Annotated in this window: 17 protein-coding genes; 11 read left to right on the top strand and 6 right to left on the bottom strand. The window is 51.9% G+C overall.

What is annotated here, in order from left to right:
• Positions 1-94: 94 nt before the first annotated feature.
• Positions 95-505 carry a hypothetical protein gene (locus tag J1836_RS02920; protein WP_207249385.1) on the top strand — a complete coding sequence of 137 codons (411 nt, stop codon included), beginning with the start codon at positions 95-97 and terminating at the stop codon, positions 503-505.
• A gap of 14 nt (positions 506-519) precedes the next feature.
• On the opposite strand, the gene holA is transcribed toward J1836_RS02920, so the two are convergent.
• Positions 520-1,548, bottom strand: coding sequence for a DNA polymerase III subunit delta (gene holA, locus J1836_RS02915; RefSeq protein WP_207249384.1), 1,029 nt, complete (start codon positions 1,546-1,548; stop codon positions 520-522).
• Between the two features lie 116 nt (positions 1,549-1,664).
• Between holA and J1836_RS02910 the strand changes: the two genes are divergently transcribed.
• The 9 genes from J1836_RS02910 to J1836_RS02870 all read left to right on the top strand — a co-directional run bounded on the left by J1836_RS02910 (position 1,665) and on the right by J1836_RS02870 (position 9,769).
• On the top strand, positions 1,665-2,591 hold the full coding sequence (locus J1836_RS02910; RefSeq protein ID WP_207249383.1) for a peptidoglycan-binding domain-containing protein: 927 nt from the start codon (positions 1,665-1,667) through the stop codon (positions 2,589-2,591).
• A gap of 64 nt (positions 2,592-2,655) precedes the next feature.
• The gene (locus J1836_RS02905; protein WP_207249382.1) at positions 2,656-4,176 is read left to right on the top strand and encodes a helicase HerA-like domain-containing protein; all 1,521 of its coding nucleotides are present in this window, start codon (positions 2,656-2,658) and stop codon (positions 4,174-4,176) included.
• Between the two features lie 123 nt (positions 4,177-4,299).
• Positions 4,300-4,773, top strand: a complete 474-nt coding sequence (aroQ, locus tag J1836_RS02900) for a type II 3-dehydroquinate dehydratase (protein WP_207249381.1) — start codon at positions 4,300-4,302, stop codon at positions 4,771-4,773.
• Complete coding sequence (accB, locus tag J1836_RS02895) at positions 4,760-5,215, top strand: acetyl-CoA carboxylase biotin carboxyl carrier protein (protein ID WP_207249649.1); 456 nt, start codon at positions 4,760-4,762, stop codon at positions 5,213-5,215. The genes aroQ and accB overlap by 14 nt, the downstream gene beginning before the upstream one ends.
• 35 nt (positions 5,216-5,250) lie before the next feature.
• On the top strand, positions 5,251-6,600 hold the full coding sequence (accC, locus tag J1836_RS02890; RefSeq protein WP_207249380.1) for an acetyl-CoA carboxylase biotin carboxylase subunit: 1,350 nt from the start codon (positions 5,251-5,253) through the stop codon (positions 6,598-6,600).
• The gene (prmA, locus tag J1836_RS02885; RefSeq protein WP_207249379.1) at positions 6,597-7,478 is read left to right on the top strand and encodes a 50S ribosomal protein L11 methyltransferase; all 882 of its coding nucleotides are present in this window, start codon (positions 6,597-6,599) and stop codon (positions 7,476-7,478) included. Before accC ends, prmA begins: the two co-directional genes overlap by 4 nt.
• A gap of 127 nt (positions 7,479-7,605) precedes the next feature.
• Positions 7,606-8,313, top strand: a complete 708-nt coding sequence (locus J1836_RS02880) for a zinc-ribbon and DUF3426 domain-containing protein (RefSeq protein WP_207249378.1) — start codon at positions 7,606-7,608, stop codon at positions 8,311-8,313.
• Between the two features lie 182 nt (positions 8,314-8,495).
• Positions 8,496-8,951, top strand: a complete 456-nt coding sequence (gene dksA / locus J1836_RS02875; RefSeq protein WP_207249377.1) for an RNA polymerase-binding protein DksA — start codon at positions 8,496-8,498, stop codon at positions 8,949-8,951.
• Positions 8,952-8,962: 11 nt separating this feature from the next.
• The gene (locus J1836_RS02870; RefSeq protein WP_207249376.1) at positions 8,963-9,769 is read left to right on the top strand and encodes a glutamyl-Q tRNA(Asp) synthetase; all 807 of its coding nucleotides are present in this window, start codon (positions 8,963-8,965) and stop codon (positions 9,767-9,769) included.
• On the opposite strand, the gene J1836_RS02865 is transcribed toward J1836_RS02870, so the two are convergent.
• The 5 genes from J1836_RS02865 to arsC are packed head-to-tail and all read right to left on the bottom strand — an operon-like array spanning position 9,741 to position 11,787.
• Positions 9,741-10,034 carry a 4a-hydroxytetrahydrobiopterin dehydratase gene (locus tag J1836_RS02865; RefSeq protein WP_207249375.1) on the bottom strand — a complete coding sequence of 98 codons (294 nt, stop codon included), beginning with the start codon at positions 10,032-10,034 and terminating at the stop codon, positions 9,741-9,743. The genes J1836_RS02870 and J1836_RS02865 overlap by 29 nt on opposite strands.
• Positions 10,027-10,506: a 2-C-methyl-D-erythritol 2,4-cyclodiphosphate synthase gene (ispF, locus tag J1836_RS02860; RefSeq protein WP_278189460.1), complete on the bottom strand. Its 480-nt coding sequence runs from the start codon at positions 10,504-10,506 to the stop codon at positions 10,027-10,029. The genes J1836_RS02865 and ispF overlap by 8 nt, the downstream gene beginning before the upstream one ends.
• Positions 10,506-10,853, bottom strand: coding sequence for a DUF2069 domain-containing protein (locus J1836_RS02855; RefSeq protein WP_207249373.1), 348 nt, complete (start codon positions 10,851-10,853; stop codon positions 10,506-10,508). Before J1836_RS02855 ends, ispF begins: the two co-directional genes overlap by 1 nt.
• A complete protein-coding gene (gene wrbA, locus J1836_RS02850; protein ID WP_207249372.1) occupies positions 10,850-11,437 on the bottom strand; it encodes an NAD(P)H:quinone oxidoreductase in 588 nt (195 codons plus the stop codon). The genes J1836_RS02855 and wrbA overlap by 4 nt, the downstream gene beginning before the upstream one ends.
• Complete coding sequence (arsC, locus tag J1836_RS02845) at positions 11,434-11,787, bottom strand: arsenate reductase (glutaredoxin) (RefSeq protein WP_207249371.1); 354 nt, start codon at positions 11,785-11,787, stop codon at positions 11,434-11,436. Before arsC ends, wrbA begins: the two co-directional genes overlap by 4 nt.
• A gap of 152 nt (positions 11,788-11,939) precedes the next feature.
• On the opposite strand from arsC, the gene J1836_RS02840 reads away from it, so the two are divergent.
• Entirely contained in the window at positions 11,940-19,520 is a 7,581-nt protein-coding gene (locus J1836_RS02840; RefSeq protein ID WP_207249370.1) for a GEVED domain-containing protein, read from the top strand.
• Positions 19,521-19,637: the final 117 nt, after the last annotated feature.

Genomic DNA, 19,637 nt, shown 5'->3' with positions numbered 1-19,637 from the left:
CATTAGAATATTCATATATATCTATAATTAGAATATAATACAATGCTAATGTGTTATTTAGAACAAAGCAAGTTTCTTGTCAAGAGGTTTTACCGTGTCCAATAAGCTCCAAGCCCTCATCGTCACCGCCCTCTTTCTCAGCCTTGGGCTGCTGTGGTTTCTCAAGCAAGACCCTGCCCTGAACCAATTAAATGCCACTTTGAAAGCAGACCCCACTTTGCAGGCTTATCCCTACGCGTTCCACACACTCAAAATTGAGAACGGTGTGGCAACCTTGACGACACCGCGCTCGCCAGAAGTGTCCGTCTTGCAATTTCTACAAATCGCCCAACCACATCTGGATACCAGCAATCCCGATAGCCCCGAAATGATTGCTGCACAAAAAGCCCTTGCCGCTGTGCAAGAACAAGCTGCAAAACTCGCCAAGGCGCAAGCCGGTATTACTGCTGTCGCCTGGGAAATTGACCGCAGTTGGTATGCCAGCCACGGTTTGATCGTGGAATAACGCCTCAAAACATCTCAAACCGACAGCGAACGCCCCGATAGCAATAATGCCAGTGTCAACATTTCATCCCACAAGCGTTGGGGATGACGCGACACATCAATTCCGACGCCTTTGCTGTGCTGGTCTAGGTGCGCTGCCAGCGTGAAGAGGCGATCCCAATCCGCATTCATCATGCGCCGTAAAGCGTTTTGAAACAGGTTGTGACGCGTTTTCGGCATTCGCATCAGCAAGGCTTGGTTCGAGGCGTTATTGCGCACATTGTCACACCCCGTGTAAAGCTGGCGCAGCAAATCCCCCAGTGCCCAAATCAGTAACGGTGTTGCAGTATCCTCTTCCTGCAACACCTGCATAATGTGGCGCACGCGCCGCGCATCTTGCGACAACATCGCTTCGGCAAGGTCGAACACGCTGAAACGCGAATTATCCGACACCACTGCCATAATATTCGCCGCTGTCATCGGGCGACTGCCGTACAGCAATACCAGCTTGCCGATTTCTTGCACCGCCGCCAGCAAATTGCCTTCCACGCGTTCGGTCAGGTAACGTACCGCCTCCGTATCCGGCTGCAAACCCGCTTGTTTCATACGCCGTGCTATCCACGCCAAGGTTTGCGCGGGGGATAAATCCCACACCTGCACGGACACCCCGACTTGTTCAATTTTTTTCACCCACGCCGCGCTTTTGCAGGCTTTATCCAAGCGCCCGCATTGCATCAAGAGGATTTTGTCCGGTGGCAGGTAGTCGAGGTAATGTTGCAGGGCTTTTGTTCCCGACACTCCCGCTTTGCAGGTGGTCATACGCACGTCTAACAGCTTTTTATCCGCAAACAACGATAACGCACCCGCCGCGTCATACAGTGCCCCCCAATCAAATTGCGCATCGACGGTGAGGACATCGCGCTCGCTGAAACCTTTGCTGGCAGCGGCTTTGCGGATGGCATCGGCGGTTTCCATAACTTGCAGCGGCTCATCCCCGCTAACTAAGTAAACGGAAGCGAGGGTATGGCGAAGGTGTTCTTCAATTTGATCAGCGCGAACTTGCATGAGTATTGCTTGGAATGCCAAAAAAAGAAAAATACTAGCACATCCAGTTTTTTACGCTGTTTTTGTTTAGAATCCGCTCTCAAACACCCCAACGGCTAAGAACTTGCGAATTACCCATGAAAAATCTCTACTTTTTTTGCGTGTTACTGACATTGAGTTCAGCAACCACCCACGCCACAGCGGCTGACTCTGCTCCAACTGATACACTCTGCCCATCGCAGGTGTTATTACCCACGTTGTTCCGCCCCAGCACGGAAAATGTCACAGTTTACGAACCCAGTCTCCGCTACGACGCCACACCCGTGGAAATCGGCTACGGTGAACGCAAAGTCAAAATCGCGGATGGTTATGATGAATACACCGTCATTCCCGCGAAATTCGGCGAAGTCACCGAAACCATCGAAGTGCAACGCGAACGCATCGAGATCACCACCATCCCCGCGACGTACCGCACCGAAACCAAACGCGTCAAAGTCAAAGATGCCACGCAACGTTGGAATCCCGCCTGCGCGGCGGTACAACAGACCGCTAGCGCTGACAGTATTCCTGCCCATTGCTTATTGGCTATGCCAGCAGAATACACCGATGTCACCCGCCAAGTCGTTGCCATGCCTGCGCAGACGGTCAAAACGCTGATTCCCTCACGCACCGAAACCATCACCCGCAAAGTCTTGCTAGAACCTGCCAAAGTGGTTCGCAAAGAAATTCCGGCAGTATACACCAACGTTAAACTGGCACGAATCGAACAAGCTGCCACCGTCACCACCACACCGCAACCCGAACGGATGCAAGCCATCCCGGCACAACAAACCATCCGTACCAACCGCGTTATCACGATGCCCGCGCTGTGTGAAGCCACGGTTAGCCCCGCGAAAATCTTGCAGCTCCAGCAACAACTGCACCAACGTGGCTATTACCAAGGCACACCCGACGGCGAACTCGACCCTAAAACCCGTGCCGCCCTCACGCACTTTCAAGACGATAACCAACTTGCCAGCGGGGCAATCACCGTGGAGAGTTTGCAAAAATTACAGCTTCAATAGAGACTTGCGAACGTTTCCTGTTAAACTCAACGCAACCTAAAAATACGAGAACCAAGGAGTCATCATGTCACAACCGAGCGGAATCCTCATTGGCAAGGGCGAAGAAAACGTTTTCTTGAACCCACGCTTTGCCAACCGTCACGGTCTGATTGCAGGCGCAACCGGCACAGGGAAAACCATTTCCCTGCAAGTTTTGGCGGAAGGATTATCCCGCATTGGTGTGCCCGTGTTCATGGCGGACATCAAAGGCGACCTGACCGGCATTAGCAAACCCGGCAACCCACACCCCAAAGTGGATGAGCGCATCGCCAAAATTGGCATTGACGATTTCCGCTTTGAAGGCTGTCCCACCGTCATTTGGGATTTAGCCGGTGAACGCGGGCATCCGGTACGCGCCACCATTTCGGACATGGGTCCCTTGCTGCTGGCACAGCTCCTCGAATTGAATGACACCCAAGAAGGTGTATTAAACATCGCTTTCAAAGTGGCGGACGAGCAAGGGCTGTTGCTGCTGGATCTGAAAGATTTACGCGCCATGTTGCAATACCTCGGCGAAAACAGCAAAACCCTCAGCAATACTTACGGCAATGTCAGCTCTGCCTCCATCGGCGCGATTCAACGCCAATTGCTGGTGCTGGAACAACAAGGTGCAGACCAATTCTTCGGCGAACCAGCCTTGGATTTATGGGATTTCATGCGCACTGGGGCAAACGGTTACGGCAATATCAATATCCTCGCCGCTGATCGCCTGATTAATACGCCGCGCTTGTATGCCACTTTCTTGCTGTGGTTACTGTCTGAATTGTTTGAAAATCTGCCCGAAGTCGGCGATATGGAAAAACCGCGCCTCGTATTCTTCTTTGACGAAGCGCATTTGCTGTTCAATGGCGCATCCAAATCATTGGTGCAAAAAGTCGAGCAGGTCGTCAAACTGATCCGCTCCAAAGGTGTGGGAATTTACTTCATTACCCAAACGCCACTGGACGTACCCGAATCGGTGCTAGGGCAACTCGGCAATCGGGTGCAACACGCTCTACGCGCATTCACGCCACGTGACCAAAAAGCGGTAAGGACTGCTGCCGAAACCTTCCGCCAGAATCCGAACATCGACACTGCCGAAACCATTATGCAAATGGGCGTTGGCGAAGCCTTGGTATCGGTATTGGATGACAAGGGCATTCCCACCATCGTGCAGCACGCCATTATCCGCCCGCCGCAATCACGGATTGGCCCGCTTACCGAGGCAGAACGTAGCGATATTTTGCGCACTAGCCCGTTTGCGGGGCGTTACGACAATCTGGTGGATCGTGAATCGGCTTACGAACTGTTGCAAAAACGCGCCGTAAACGCTGCCACCGAAGCGGCGGAACAAGAAGCTGAAGCCGCCGCACAAAAGGCCGAACGGCGCACTAACAATGGTGCGCGTCGCGTTGCCGACCGTGAACCCGAAGCCGACAGCTTGCTGGGCAGCATCGGCGAAACTTTCATGAAAAACGCCGTGAAAGCAGCAACGTCAAGTGCTGGACGACGCATCGGCACACAAATCGTGCGCGGTTTGCTCGGCTCATTGTTCAAAGGACGCTAGGCAACACGCTTAACCGTTGGGCGCGATAAATCCAGCATTTTCGCGCCCAATTGCTGCATATCGCCGCCGTTCGGTGTAGAATGTTATGCTTTTACGGTTATTCGAGAGCAAAGGCAGATTTCAATGGCAAGCATTCTTCTGCTCAACGGCCCCAATCTGAACTTGCTAGGCAAGCGCGAGCCGGGGCATTACGGCAATATGACATTGGCTGATATTGAAGCGCGTCTGACAGCATTAGCACATCAGCAACAACAAACGCTGCATTGCTATCAGAACAATTCCGAGGGTGCTTTGGTGGATCGTATTCATCAAGCCCTAACGGAACAAGTCGATTTCATCCTTATCAATCCCGGTGCTTACACGCATACTAGCATTGCTTTGCGGGATGCTTTACTGGGGGTCGCGATACCGTTTATCGAAATACACTTGTCCAATGTACACCGGCGAGAACCTTTCCGTCATCACTCGTATCTATCGGATATAGCCGAAGGCGTGATTTTGGGACTCGGTACAATGGGCTATGAACTCGCACTGTATGCCGCTATACAGAAACTCAACAAACACGACAGAGCATTAACCCATGATGGACGTTCGTAAAATACAAAAATTAATCAGCTTGCTGGAAGGCAGCGATGTCGCCGAAATCGAAATCAAAGAAGGCGAAGACTCGGTACGCATCAGCCGCGTGAACTCCGGCATGACACTCGCTTCAGCACCACAGCAATACTACGCACCACAACACCCACAAGCGATGATGACCGCACCCGTTGCGGCGACTGAACCTGTCGCTCCGGCAGCACCGTCCGGTCACGTCGTGGAATCACCGATGGTGGGAACGTTTTACCGTGCCTCTTCACCTACCGCGAAAGCCTTTGCCGAAGTAGGGCAAAGCGTGAAGGTCGGTGACACCTTATGCATTATCGAAGCCATGAAAATGCTTAACCAAATTCAGTCCGACACATCCGGTGTCATCAAAGCTATTCTGGTTGAGAATGAACAACCTGTCGAATTCGGGCAGCCGCTGTTCATTGTTGAATAATCGTTGCGATTGGCTAACACCTTCGAGGTGACAACATGTTAAATAAAGTACTGATCGCAAACCGGGGCGAAATTGCCCTGCGTATTTTGCGGGGTTGCCGTGAACTCGGCATTAAAACGGTAGCGGTGCATTCCACGGCTGACCGCGACCTGAAGCACGTCCGCTTGGCAGACGAGTCCGTGTGTATCGGCCCACCGCGCTCCATAGATAGCTACCTGAACATTCCCGCGATTATTAGTGCGGCGGAAGTCACGGGTGCGGATGCGATTCACCCAGGCTACGGCTTTTTGTCCGAAAATGCGGACTTTGCCGAGCGCGTCGAGTCCAGCGGCTTCATTTTCATTGGCCCTCGCGCTGACACCATTCGCCTGATGGGTGACAAGATTTCAGCGAAAGATGCCATGATTGCGGCAGGTGTTCCCTGCGTTCCGGGTTCAGAAGGCGGTACGCCCGAAGATCCCGACGAAATCCTCAAAATGGGGACTCGCATTGGCTACCCATTGATCGTTAAAGCGACGGGCGGTGGTGGCGGACGTGGGATGCGCGTGGTGCATTCCGCTGACGAACTGATTGCAGCCGTCACTTTAACCCGTGCTGAAGCCAAAGCTGCCTTTGGTAACGATGTGGTGTTCATGGAAAAATTCCTGCAACGCCCACGTCACATCGAACTGCAAGTACTGGCAGATTCCCACGGCAATGCGATTCACCTGTGCGAACGCGACTGCTCCATGCAACGCCGTAACCAAAAAGTGGTGGAAGAAGCCCCTGCCCCGTTCATTACCGAAGAACAACGCGCCCGCATTGGCAACCGTGTTGCCGAAGCCTGCCGCAAAATCGGCTACCGAGGCGCGGGTACGTTTGAATTTTTGTACGAAGACGGCGAATTCTATTTCATCGAAATGAATACCCGTTTGCAGGTCGAACATCCGGTCACGGAACTGATTACTGGCGTGGATTTGGTGAAGCAGCAATTGCTGATTGCCTCCGGCGAAGTACTGGCATTGCGCCAAGAAGACATCAAGGTCAACGGTCACGCGATTGAATGCCGTATCAATGCTGAAGATCCGCAAACCTTTGCACCGTCACCGGGCAAGATTACCCGTTACCATGTGCCAGGTGGCTTGGGTGTGCGCGTGGATTCGCACATTTACGCCGATTACAGCGTACCGCCGTACTACGATTCCATGATTGGCAAGCTGATTGTCCACGGGCAAGACCGCGAAACCGCGATCAATCGGATGCACGGCGCACTCAGCGAAATGGTCATCGAAGGCATTAAAACCAATATCCCGTTGCAAACCCGCATTATGGAAGATCATGCCTTCCGTGCCGGTGGTGCTGATATTCACTACCTCGAAAAAATGTTGGGAATGCACAAACAATGAGCTGGCAGCAACTGATTTGCCATACCACTTCCAAACATCAGGAAGTGGTCGTGGATACGATGGAAGCCGTGGGAGCGGTTTCCATTACCTGGCAAGATGCGGAAGATGATCCCATCCTCGAACCACGCCCCGGCGAAATGCGCTTGTGGAATAATCTGGTAGTCACGGCATTGTATGAGGAAGACACCGACCTCAACGCCTTACAGTTACTGCTGGAGACGCGCAAAGCCGACTGGCAAATCGAATCCGTGTTATACGAAATTGTCGAAGACCAACCGTGGGAACGTGCTTGGATGGATAGTTTCCAACCCATGTGCTTCGGTAAACGCTTGTGGATTTACCCCAGTTGGTTTGAAATCCCCGACGATGACAGCGTAAAACTGCTGCTTGACCCCGGTCTGGCGTTTGGCACAGGCACGCATCCAACAACGGCGTTATGCCTTGAGTGGCTGGATGGGCAAGACATGACTGGGCTAGATGTGTTGGATTACGGTTGCGGTTCTGGTGTACTTGCCATTGCCGCACTCAAACTGGGCGCAAAACATGCCGAAGGGACAGACATCGACCCACAAGCTTTGCTTGCCACCCAAGACAATGCCGAACGCAATAGCATTGAGCCTGCACTATTGCATACCTGTTACCCCGAACAATTGCCTAAGCAAACGTGGGATGTGGTCATGGCAAACATTTTGGCAGGACCATTGGTGGAACTCGCCCCCGCATTATTAGCAGCACTGCGTCCCAGTGGAAAATTGGTACTATCCGGTATTTTGGCAGAACAAACAGCCGCGATTACGGCTGTTTACCAATCCTCTCTGGATGATTTTTGCATTACGCACAAAGAGGATTGGATCAGAGTAACTGGCATTCGGCGCTAGGCAACGCCACCGTTAATCTGTATTTTTTGTCCAGCACGTCTGACGGTGTTATTTTCTACAGCCTTGAATCGGTATTCTTAGCAAATAAGAACTAGAATAAAGCGGATTACTTAACTGGCGCGGAGTCATGTATACACAGTGTAACCACTGCAACGCGATTTTTCGCGTTACCATGAAGGAATTGACGGCTGCACAAGGTTTATTGCGTTGTGGTGAATGTGACAACGTTTTTGATGCCATGAAAAGCCTGAGCCAAACACTGCCCGAAGAAAGGCGGTTTGCTAAATTAGGGACAGTAGCCGCTGTCGACCTAATCGAGCCGGTATCCATTACGCCGCCAAAACCGGCTAAAACCACTACGCCGTTGCACTGGAATCACCGTTATATCCTCTGGAGCGTTGCGGTAGTATTAACCGTACTCTTGTTAGCCCAACTCTTATACAGCGGGCGGCATTGGCTAGCACAGCAACCGACAACAGCCGCGTTCGTTAAGCAACTGTGTGTAGTCATCGGTTGTGACATCAACACACCCCGTGATATTCGCAAAATCAACTTACTCAGTCGTAATATTTATTCGCATCCTAACACCCCCAACGTACTAACGATTAGCGCCTCCATCCAAAATGATGCGAATTTTAAGCAAACTTACCCGTTAATCGAAATCAGTTTTTTGGATAAAAATAATAAGGTACTGGCGTTACGCCGCTTTCCACCGGAAGAATATAAACAACATTTTACGGGTGAACTCATGTCCATTGGCACACCTGATGAATTATTACTGAACATCACTGACCCCGGCGAAGCCGCCGTCAGCTTCCAATTCCGCTTCATGTAAATCATAAAAATGACAGGTGGCACAAAAAATACGATTTAATACCACGCATACAATAAAAAGTCTGGTCATTCTGGTCAATTCGGCTATAATCCGCACCGCGTAAATTATCGGTCAGTATCAGAATGACAAGCTGTAAATAAGGGAATAACTGACCGCCGCCACTCACTGTGTTGGAGATAAAAATGGCAACCGACGATACAAATTACCTCAGAAGAAAAGCAGCTCTGCCCGTTGAAGGTATTGAGCCGTACATCCCCGAAGCGGGCGAAGAGTACATGAACGAGAAGCAATTGGAGCATTTTCGGAACATTCTCGTTGCTTGGAAAAAATCCTTGATGGAAGAAGTTGACCGCACGGTTGATCACATGAAGGAAGATGCAACCAATTTTTCTGACCCTGCTGACCGTGCGACGCAGGAAGAAGAATTTGCGCTGGAATTACGTGCGCGTGACCGTGAACGCAAATTGATCCGCAAAATCGAAAACACCATTTCACGCGTAGATGATGACGATTACGGTTATTGCGATGCGTGTGGGATCGAAATCGGCTTACAACGCTTAGAAGTACGCCCGACGGCTGAACTCTGCATTGACTGCAAAACCACGCAAGAAATCAAGGAACGGCAAATGGCGGTCTAAGGACGCCAACCTTGCTAACCATTGGTCGCTTTGCGCCTTCACCCACTGGCCCTTTGCATTTAGGGTCGTTGGTGGCTGCCACTGCCAGTTATCTGGCAGCACGGCAGGTGTGCGGCAAATGGCTGCTGCGTATCGAAGACCTCGATAAACCCCGCGAACAACCCGGTGCTAGTGACGCGATTATTCATACCCTTGCTGCTTACGGTTTTGAATGGGATGGCGACATCCTCTACCAAAGTCAACGTCAAGAGGCTTATCATGCAGCCATCGCGACGCTACACGCACACACCTATCCCTGCACCCGCTCCCGCAAAGGCTTACCAACCTTGCCCGCTATACGTTTACGCACCCACGATCATCCCATTGGTTTCAACGATAAGATTCAAGGGGAATATTGTCAGCGTTTAAGCCGTGACGTGGGCGATTTTGTGCTGCTCCGTGCCGATGGCTTGTTTGCTTACCAACTTGCCGTCGTGGTGGATGATGCATTTCAAGGGGTGAATCAAGTGGTACGCGGGGCTGACTTACTGGACAACACCCCGCGACAAATCTGGCTGCAACAATTGCTAGGATTTGCACAACCTACTTACGCACACGTACCGCTGGTACTCAATGAACACGGGCAAAAGCTCAGTAAGCAAACTCTCGCCCCTGCCATCAATACTGACCAACGCTTACACACCTTGGTCAGGGCGCTACGCTTATTGAGGCAACCTTGCCCCGATGCCGCAGACTTTGCAACGTTGGCAGACTGCTGGCATTGGGCAATCACGCACTGGAACATCAACGCTATACGGGATACCCCGCCAAGCGATTAATGGCTTGCGCCAATTCAATATCGCGGTGAGAAATACCACCCGCGTCATGCGTCGTTAAACTAATCGCCAAAGTTTTGTACACATTGCACCATTCGGGATGATGATTCATGCGCTCTGCCACCAACGCCACTTGCGTCATAAACCCAAATGCTTCGACAAAATCAGCAAACGTCAACACACGGTGCAGCTTTGTGTCACGCAATACCCATCCCGGCAAGCCTTCCAACACAACCGCTAGCGCTTCATCGGTTAATTTCTCAATCATGTAACTCTCCTAATACAACAACGGCGTGGGCAGCAATCCCTTCTTTGCGCCCCGCAAATCCTAATTTTTCCGTAGTGGTCGCTTTCACGTTCACCTGATCAAGCGCACAGCTTAAATCCACCGCAAGGTGTTCGCGCATCGCGGTAATATGCGGCATCATCTTGGGTGCTTGTGCAATAATCGTGCTATCCAGATTAATCACCGCATAACCTTTCGCACGCACTAAGCCATACACATGACGCAACAAAATGCGGCTGTCGATGTTCGCATACTCTGCGGCAGTATCAGGGAAGTGTTGCCCAATATCCCCCAACGCCAGCGCCCCCAACAACGCATCGCAAATGGCGTGCAGTAACACATCACCATCCGAATGCGCTTTAAACGCGTGGGTATGCGGAATCTTCACCCCACCCAACACCAGATGATCGCCGTCCGTAAACGCATGGACATCATAACCGTGACCGATACGCATCATGCTTTTTTTCCCAAGACTTTCGCGCTCATAAAACCACCCGCATACAGGCAAATACTGAACGCAATCAGCGCATACCCGTACACCCGTTCGGGTGGGTCAATCGCTATCCAAATGCCTAACATGAGATACAGCAACGACACCAGCACCGCGTAAACGAGCGTTTTCGTATTACCCTGCCAAATACCGCGCACCAACAGCAGCAATGGCGCAAGCAAGAGCGACACCTCCAGCCAACGCGGCACAAGCTGGATGGGGGCTAGCCAAACATTCCAGACAATAATCAAGCTCATCAAGCCCCACAAACCGATCAAGGTTAAGTTACGCCACCATACCAACCTATTCATAGTTTCTGTGCCAGTTGCGCCAAACGTTTACCCAGTGCCACGCACAGGCGCTTTTCCTCATCCGTCAACGGGCGCGAACTGTCGCTGCCGGAAACGTGGGATGCACCATAGGGTGTGCCGCCACTTTGCGTACTGATCAGATCCGCTTCGGTATACGGCAAGCCTGTGATCAACATGCCATGATGCAGCAACGGCAACATCATCGACAACAGCGTACTTTCCTGCCCACCGTGCAAACTGGAGGTTGAGGTGAATACGCCCGCTGGTTTTCCCGTCAACGCCCCCGATAACCACAAACTGCTGGTTTTTTCGAGGAAATACTTCAACGCCGCCGCCATATTACCAAACCGCCCTGGACTGCCTAACGCCAGCGCATCACACTTTTTCAAGTCATCCAACGCCACGTAAGGTGCACCGCTGGCGGGCACGGTATCCGCTACCGCCTCACACACCTCGGAGATTTCTGGCACAGTGCGTAACATGGCTTGCGTACCCGCCACGCTTTCTACGCCACGAGCAAGCTGTTGCGCCATGCTAGCGGTTGCACCGTGACGGCTGTAATAAAGAATCAGGACAGTTTTCATAAAATATCGAGTACCTTTTCGGGTGGGCGACCAATCATCGCCGTGCCATCTTTGACCACAATCGGGCGTTCGATCAAACGCGGGTGAGCCACCATTGCCTGAATTAACTGCTCACGGCTCAAGTCGGGGTTAGCCAAATTTAAGTCAGTGTATTCCGCTTCACCTTGACGCATCAAGTCACGCGGCTCTATGCCTAGCATCGCAAGCAAATTTTGCAATATCGCCGCACTCGGCGGAGTTTCAAGGTATTTCACCACCGTCGGGGTAATACCTTCTTCTTCCAACAGCTCTAACACTTGCCGTGATTTGGAACAGCGCGGATTGTGGTAAAGGGTTACGGTATCGCTCATGAATGCCTCCTGATGATTTGCCCTGCAATCTAACGGGATGACGGCGACGGTGCAAGTGGGGAAACGTTTTGCATTGGATTAAAGGTGGTTGAATTACGTGGTGATAAGGTTATAATATTTATTGATAAATATAAAAATTACCCGGAATAAAAATGACTAACTCCATGCCTGATTCGCGGTTTTCCAGTACTAACGTCACGGTGATATTCGCATTACTGCTCCTTTCTACCGTCAGTGGGCAGGCATTCGCCGCTAATTGTACGGCAGCGTATACCTACACCAATACGGGAGGTAGCACTAATTACACCTTAACCACCGGGCAATCACTCAAAATTGCCAGCGGCACGTACACAGGGGTGTTGGATGGCTTTGCCAGCGGCGCGAGCGTTTGCGTGGAAACCGGCGCCACCTTCACTCCTGCTGGCCTCAATAACGTCGCTGGTACGTTAAGCAACTACGGCACTGCCAACCTGCAAACCTTCGCCTATAACGCTGGGACGGTCATCGACAACTACGGTACACTGAGCTTTACCGGGGGGTTGAACACCAATGGCGCGACCACCTTCCGTAACCGCACAAATGCCAGCATGAATATGGCAAGCAGCTTTCAGTTGGGCAACAGCTCTAGCTTCATCAATGACGGGCTAGTGATAGCGAAGCAAGATTTCAACACCCAGAATGGTACAACCCTAACCAACAACTACCGACTGGAGATGGAAGGCAACTTCAACCCGGATGGCAAGTTCGATAACTACGGGCGGGTTTACGCAAAAAAGTTTATCAATATCAATGCTAACTCGGATGTTAGCAACCATTGTACGCTCGTGTCTTACGATGGTTTTAACAATAATAGCCCGCTGATGGATAATTCCGGCACGATTCTGATTACCACCGCCACGGGGACACCCGGCGGGGCGTGGCAGAATAATCAAGCATTTCATAACGGTTCAACGGCGAAGATTGCCGGTGGGAATTTCATCAATAACAGCGCTTTCAGCGGTGGGGGCAAGATGATTTTCTCCGGCGATACCCGTAATCAAGGGACGTTCACGGGCAATAGCGCCAGCGATAAAATTACTTTCTACGATGAAACCCCAACAGGCACACAGATTTTCGATTTCCCGTTTCCTGAAACAACGCCACCAACGAACACCGAGCGTACCGTATTTACCCGCCCTACAGAATTGGATGCACCCAATACTTGCACCACCGCCTACAAAGCCTTTGCGATGCCTATTACGGATGATTACGGCGACGCACCAGCCACCTATGGCGGTGCCAGCCATGCCATCGTCGCAGGCATTCATCTAGGTGCATTAAAGCCTGACGCGGAAAGTACTAGCCAATTCAGTTTTAACGCCGCCGCCGATGGTGTGGAAGACGATGGTGCGCCACGCCCCATTTTGCCCGATGGCCCCGCGACAGCGCCGCGTTTTCCTGTGTTGAAACTTACGGATAAAAGCTACAGCAGCACCTTCACCGTCACCAACACCACGGGCACAGCCGGAAAATTGCTGGGCTGGATTGACTTTGACAAGAGCGGTACGTTTGAAGCGGATGAAGCCGCCTCCGTCGCCGTTGCAACGGGTGCAAATAACAGCAATGTCATTCTGACGTGGAGCAGCATCCCCGCTGACATTAAGCTAGGCACGACTTTTATCCGCTTGCGTCTGACGACAGATGCTACCGTTACCAACAGCACCTCAACGGGCGTCGCCACTAACGGCGAAGTGGAAGATTACCCCATTGCAATTTACCAACCCATCCCCGCCAACAGTCCCAATTTGAGTATTGTGACAGGTATCACGCCAGCGGCTTGCCAAGCCACTGTGTTTACTGACAATTTCAACGACATCGGGTATATCAGTTGGGGTGCTCAGCGGGCAGGTAGTCAAAACATCCGCAACTGGATACGCGCAGGCGGTGGTACGGATACTTATGCCGATGTCGAAGACAAAGGGGTAGCGCAAGGCAAAGCCATTTATTTCGGTAACGGCACGATCCGTGGTATTTCCCCCAGCATTCCCAACGGCTATACCTTTGACGCGAATGGCAAACTCACCACGCCCATCAACGCCATTGCCTTGCGCGATGTACCGGACGATACGGGTGTATCCCACTGGGGCCCTGAGCCAGTAACGCTAGCGACATCTGTACCGACCGTGCTTGGCAAAGTCTACCGCCTCTATTTCAAAGCCATTCCTGAAACGGACGCTACCGAACCTTTCACACCGGGAATTATGCGGGTGGATATAAAAGGTGCAACCACCGAGTCCATTCACTTCAAAGCCCCCGGCAGTAAAGAGCCGAATCAAGATTACGCGATTGAATTCACGGCAACGGCTGCGACCTCAACCATCACGTTCGTGAACTACGGTCACGCCGATGATCAATGGTGTGACCCGCAAACCACCGACTGGTGTACCGAAGGCGGTTTGAACAACGGTGAAAGTCCGAATGAATTGATTGTCGATGATGTGGTCGTCGCTGCCCGCGAAAGCTGCGAATTCACGGACTATGGCGATGCACCTGCTACCTATGGTACGCCTTTCCACAACATCGTGGCGGGAATGCAGCTTGGAGCACAAGCACCCGACAGCGAAACAGCCGCACAACCCAATGCCACCGCTATGGGTGATGATGCCGTCGGTACTGCTGACGAAGACGGTACTACCTTCCCTGCCCTGATCCAAGGTCAAACCGTAACCCTAACCACCAAAGTTTCCGGTGCAGGTGGCTATCTGCAAGGTTGGATAGATTTTAACGGCGATGGCGATTTTTCTGATGCGGGTGAACAGATTGCCACCGACGTCCAAGATAAGGGCGTGGGCGACAGCGCTCCCGCTACGGGCATCATCGGCATCAATGCCACCCTACCCGAAACAGCGGTGACTACTCCAACCTATGCCCGTTTCCGCTGGTCGACTGTCGCGGCACTGAACAGCACCGCCGCCGCCCCCGATGGTGAAGTCGAAGATTACGCATTGACCATTACGGCCGCTCCGTGCTCACTGATCGTGACCACCACGGCAGACAGCAATAACGTCAATAATAATTCTGGCTCACTGCGCGATGCGATTGAATGCTCCAACGGCAGCACTGGCAAACTAATCACCTTCAACATGCCCACCACCGAAGCAGGCTACAGTGCCGTGACCAAGGCATGGACAATTAAACTACTGACCCCATTGCCCGCCTTGACAGGAAAAAACACCTATCTTGATGCCAGCACCCAAGCCGATGCGATGTGCGGCGATCTGACGTTAGGTACGCGTATTCTCAGAGTACAAGTGGATGGGGCGGGCTTGCCTGCCAACACCAATGGTCTATTGATCGAAGGCGATAATATCGCGGTGCGCGGACTATCACTCACCAAATTTCCTGCCGCCGGTATCAGCCTGAAAAGCGGTGCTGACAATGCCTTACTCGCGTGTAACCACCTCGGTGTTGCCACCAATGGTAGCACCGCAGGCGGTAATACCGTCGGGATAGATATTGCTGGCTCATTCGCATTGATTGGCGGTCTTGCCAGCAGCGAGGGTAATATTATTGCGCATAACAGCAAACAAGGGGTCGCCCTACAAAACACCGCCCAACAAGTCATGCTGACCCGCAACCCAACCTATGCCAATGGCGCATTGGGGATTGATCTCGGCACAAATGGCGTGACCATCAACGATGCCAACGATGCCGATACAGGCGCAAATCAATTGCTGAACATGCCGATCTTGAATCAAGTCATTGTTAATGGCAGTGATCTGATTATCCGAGGTTGTGCAACTGCCGGAGCAACCCTTGAACTATTTGAAGCGGATGTGAGTAGCGGTGGCGCAGCGACAACAGGCGCAAACCAATTCGGGCTGAGCCATGATTACGGCGAAGGGCAACGCTACCTGACCAGTTTTGCGGAAAACAGTGCGGCCGACATCGACAGCGGCACTTGTGACTTACCACCGTTCGATGGACACGATAACACGGGTTTGGAAGCCTTCCAGTTTACCTTGGCACTGCCAACGGGTGTTGTAGCCGGTGATAAACTCACTGCAACCAGTACACTAGCCACAACAGGCACATCGGAATTCTCCCCCAGCATTGCTGCCGAAGGTGCGCCACCCGATGTTGGCGGCGGTAGTTGTGGAGCAACCGGCGGCACGGACATCCTCTTCATTGTCGACAACTCCGGTTCAATCACCACTGACGAATACGCAGACTTTTCCAACACCATTAAAAACGTTGGGGCGGAATTGCTGGCAGATAACCCCGCCAATCGTATTGGGGTTGCCCACTTCGGGGGGCCGTCCACCTCGCTGGTCAGTGGCGGACAATATGTGTACTTTGAACGCGACTTTTCTAGCACCAGCATGAATGCACCCATGCGTAAATTCGGCACCGATGGCACGTACAATGTGAATTGGTGGGCAGACCATTTGGCAGGGGCGGTGCAACAAATTCGCTATGCCATTGATGGCAATACCGACACCACCTCCAGCTATATTGTCAGCCCGCTCAAGGAAATGGCGCGAAATACCACGTCACCGTTGCAAATCGTGTTGATGACGGATGCGGTACGCTATGGTAACCGGGTGCCCAGCGACATTTCGATGTTGATTGACCCTGCTGGTTCGGGGGCAGAGCCGAATGACGGTTCTGACTACACGGTATATAACCAGTTAAAAAACAGTGGTATTACGTTCTCTGTGGTTAGCTTTAACCCTAATCCGGTCGATATTGCAGCATCGGCGGCTATCGCCTCGGTGGGTGGCACATACCTCGGTAGCATCGACACCAATCCGAAAGACCCAGAAGGTTCACAGAAATCACCACGACGTTATATTGCAGTGACTTCTGGCTTCCAGTTAACCGCTGAACAAATTGACACCGTGGTGGAAGGCACAGCCTTGTGCAGCAGTGCAGTCTCTGGTCAGGTCTTTGAAGATATGCATTACGGCGGTGGCGCAGGACGCTCTTCTAGCGAAGCCGGAACAGTGGGTATCGCGGCAGCTACCGTGGAGTTTTACAACAAAACCGGCGGTTATCTTGCCAGCACGACCACGGACACGACAGGGCGTTACAAATTACCCAACTTGCCCGATGATACCTACTACGTGCGGGTCGTCAGTGATTCCGTCAGTTCGACACGAAGCGGTTCTAACGGTACGGAATTACCTGTACCCACCTACCCCAGCCTTGGCGGTACAAAATTGTCCGCACGGGATGCGGGTATCAATGCGGGGACGTCCAGCTTGAACGTGAGCAACTTCACCTTCAGCGGCGGTGCGTTGAATGGGCTACAAGCGCAAGCCGTGCAACAAATCGTACTGACGGGGGATACCCTCAAGCACGTCGACTTTGGTTTCAACTTCAGTACCATCGTCAACGCCAATGACAGTGGACAGGGTTCACTACGTCAGTTTTTGCTGAATGCCAATCTGTTGGGGGATGATGACACCCTGCTCCAGCAAGGGCGTGTACCGGGCAAAGAAAATGCCATCCTGATGCTGCCAATCTCTGACCCGAACTATGATACCGTTGGTAAATATTGGAGCATCAAGCTGCAAAGCACACTACCAAACATCACCGCCCCCCTATTACTGGATAGTGCCACCCAAGAGGGGTTCATTGACAAACCCTTGCTTGAACTCAAGGGTGACGCAGCAGGCGCAAGCAGTCATGGTTTGACGTTGGCAACGGGCAGTAACGGCAGTAGTCTCCGTTACCTCAGCATCAACGGCTTTGGCGGTGATGGTGTCGCCGTCATAGGGAATGCCACGGGCAATAGTATCCTCAGTAACGCTATCTACAACAACGGCGGGCTGGGCATTGACCTAAACAATGATGGCGTGACGGCTAACGATCTGAAAGACATAGATGCAGGCGCAAATGACTTGCTCAACTATCCGACAGTACAACCTGCTTCGTTTGCAACCAATGGCTCTAAAATCATCTCCTACAACTTCGTATTGGATTTGCCCGCGAATACCCACGGTTATCGCCTAGAATTTTTCAAAAATACGGCGAAAGATGCTTCGGGTAATGGTGAAGGTCAAGTATTTCTCGGCGGCAAGGATTTTACTCACCCCGGCACAGGTGCATTGCAATTCAAAGGCAGCTTCAATGCGAATCAAGCGGTGACCACCAGTGACTTCATTGCCATCACCGTAACGGAAAAACTCAGCCCGACAACGTTTGGGAGCACCTCTGAATTTTCGGGAGTTGCCAACAACAATACGGTATTTGTGTGCACCAGCCTGATTGATGATACCAGTGCAGCCTTGCCGGATATGATGATTGATGAAAACCTAACGACACCCATCAGCTACCTGAGCACCAAAGACAGTAGCGGCAACCCCGTTACCTACGTGATTAGCGGCGGTGCGGATGCAGCGATGTTCATGGTGGGGCCGGTGACAAATGGCACGCTGGATTGCGCCCAAATCAGGTTTATTCAAACCGTTTCTACCAAATCAACCAGCGTCGACACGCGTGCTATTGTGCCGGTCATCCCTGACCCCGGTAACTTTGAAGTACCGATGGATAAGGATAAAAACAACGTTTACGACCTCGAAATTACGGCGACAGATAAAACCGGCAAAAAGTACGTGCGTACCTTAAGCGTGCGCGTGATGAACGTGAATGAAGCACCCGTCATTATCTCCGCTGCCACGGCAAGCCTCGAAGAAGACGGTGTTACTCAAGCACTCGACATTAAATCACAAGATCAGGATGGTACTGACACCGAAGGCAACGGCTTGGTTTATAGCTTCAACGGCGGCGCGGATCAGGACAAATTCACCCTGAATACCGCAACAGGTGTACTGAGCTTTAAAGCTGTACCCGATTATGATGCGCCCACTGACAGCAACCGCGATAATGTATACGAGGTTGCTATCACGGTCACGGATAGCGGGGGCTTAACAGCCAGCAAGACTTTCGGCATTACGGTGCTGAATAAAGTGGCGGATGATGGCGTTAAAGTGCAAGCTCGTGTCTTCCTGCAAGGTGCTTACGACAGCAAAACGGGGGGGATGTCGGCTGATTTGAATACCTTAGGCTTATTGCCAGCTAAGCAGCCTTACCAAAATGCGCCGTTCAACTATGCGGGAACAGAAACCCTCGGTGTCTTACCCAAAGAAAGTACGGGTAATAACGCGGTGGTGGATTGGATATTGGTCGAATTACGCAGCAGCCCGACCACCATTATTAACAGCCGTGCCGTCATGCTACAGCGCAATGGCAATCTGGTTGATGCGCAAACGGGTTCAATGACTCTGCACTTTGCTGGCATCAAGGCCGGTAACTATTACGTCAGTGTGCGCCACCGCAATCACCTTGGCGTGATCAGCGCTAGCCCACTTAGCCTCAGCAGCACGGAAAATTTGGTGGATTTCACCCTGAGTGCCACCGGCGTAAAAGGCACGGATGCGCGTTATGTGTCGGGCGCATTGGCATTGCTGTGGGTGGGTGACATCAATAGCAGCGCCACGTTGACCAGTAGCGGCCCCGGTAATGACATTACCAACCTGCTGAGTAGCGTCATTACGCATCAGGATAATCCGCAAGCCTATACCAACTTTACCTTGCGCGGTTATCTGAATACCGACTTAAACATGGATGGTAAAACGCTATTCACCGGCCCCGACAATGATGTCAATGCGTTGATGGGTAACGTGATTATGCACCCGCAGAACAGCAACTTTGCGGCGAACTACATTGTACGTGGTGGGTTGCAGTAAGCGGCAGAGCGGCTTAAAAATACCGCAAATACACCATCATCATTGATTAAAATGATGATGGTGTTACAATAAATACAGATAATAATAAAAATTATGCAATAGAACCCCATAAAGCCG

The organism is Thiothrix fructosivorans (assembly GCF_017349355.1).
Taxonomy (GTDB): domain Bacteria; phylum Pseudomonadota; class Gammaproteobacteria; order Thiotrichales; family Thiotrichaceae; genus Thiothrix; species Thiothrix fructosivorans.
This window is presented reverse-complemented; position numbering and strand designations above follow the sequence as displayed.

Excerpts from the sequence above, each read along its gene's own strand:
- holA (WP_207249384.1), bottom strand. The coding sequence starts at position 1,548 with ATGCAAGTTCGCGCTGATCAAATTGAAGAACACCTTCGCCATACCCTC.
- J1836_RS02910 (WP_207249383.1), top strand. The coding sequence starts at position 1,665 with ATGAAAAATCTCTACTTTTTTTGCGTGTTACTGACATTGAGTTCAGCA.
- J1836_RS02905 (WP_207249382.1), top strand. The coding sequence starts at position 2,656 with ATGTCACAACCGAGCGGAATCCTCATTGGCAAGGGCGAAGAAAACGTT.
- aroQ (WP_207249381.1), top strand. The coding sequence starts at position 4,300 with ATGGCAAGCATTCTTCTGCTCAACGGCCCCAATCTGAACTTGCTAGGC.
- accB (WP_207249649.1), top strand. The coding sequence starts at position 4,760 with ATGGACGTTCGTAAAATACAAAAATTAATCAGCTTGCTGGAAGGCAGC.
- accC (WP_207249380.1), top strand. The coding sequence starts at position 5,251 with ATGTTAAATAAAGTACTGATCGCAAACCGGGGCGAAATTGCCCTGCGT.
- prmA (WP_207249379.1), top strand. The coding sequence starts at position 6,597 with ATGAGCTGGCAGCAACTGATTTGCCATACCACTTCCAAACATCAGGAA.
- J1836_RS02880 (WP_207249378.1), top strand. The coding sequence starts at position 7,606 with ATGTATACACAGTGTAACCACTGCAACGCGATTTTTCGCGTTACCATG.
- dksA (WP_207249377.1), top strand. The coding sequence starts at position 8,496 with ATGGCAACCGACGATACAAATTACCTCAGAAGAAAAGCAGCTCTGCCC.
- J1836_RS02865 (WP_207249375.1), bottom strand. The coding sequence starts at position 10,034 with ATGATTGAGAAATTAACCGATGAAGCGCTAGCGGTTGTGTTGGAAGGC.
- ispF (WP_278189460.1), bottom strand. The coding sequence starts at position 10,506 with ATGCGTATCGGTCACGGTTATGATGTCCATGCGTTTACGGACGGCGAT.
- J1836_RS02855 (WP_207249373.1), bottom strand. The coding sequence starts at position 10,853 with ATGAATAGGTTGGTATGGTGGCGTAACTTAACCTTGATCGGTTTGTGG.
- wrbA (WP_207249372.1), bottom strand. The coding sequence starts at position 11,437 with ATGAAAACTGTCCTGATTCTTTATTACAGCCGTCACGGTGCAACCGCT.
- arsC (WP_207249371.1), bottom strand. The coding sequence starts at position 11,787 with ATGAGCGATACCGTAACCCTTTACCACAATCCGCGCTGTTCCAAATCA.
- J1836_RS02840 (WP_207249370.1), top strand. The coding sequence starts at position 11,940 with ATGACTAACTCCATGCCTGATTCGCGGTTTTCCAGTACTAACGTCACG.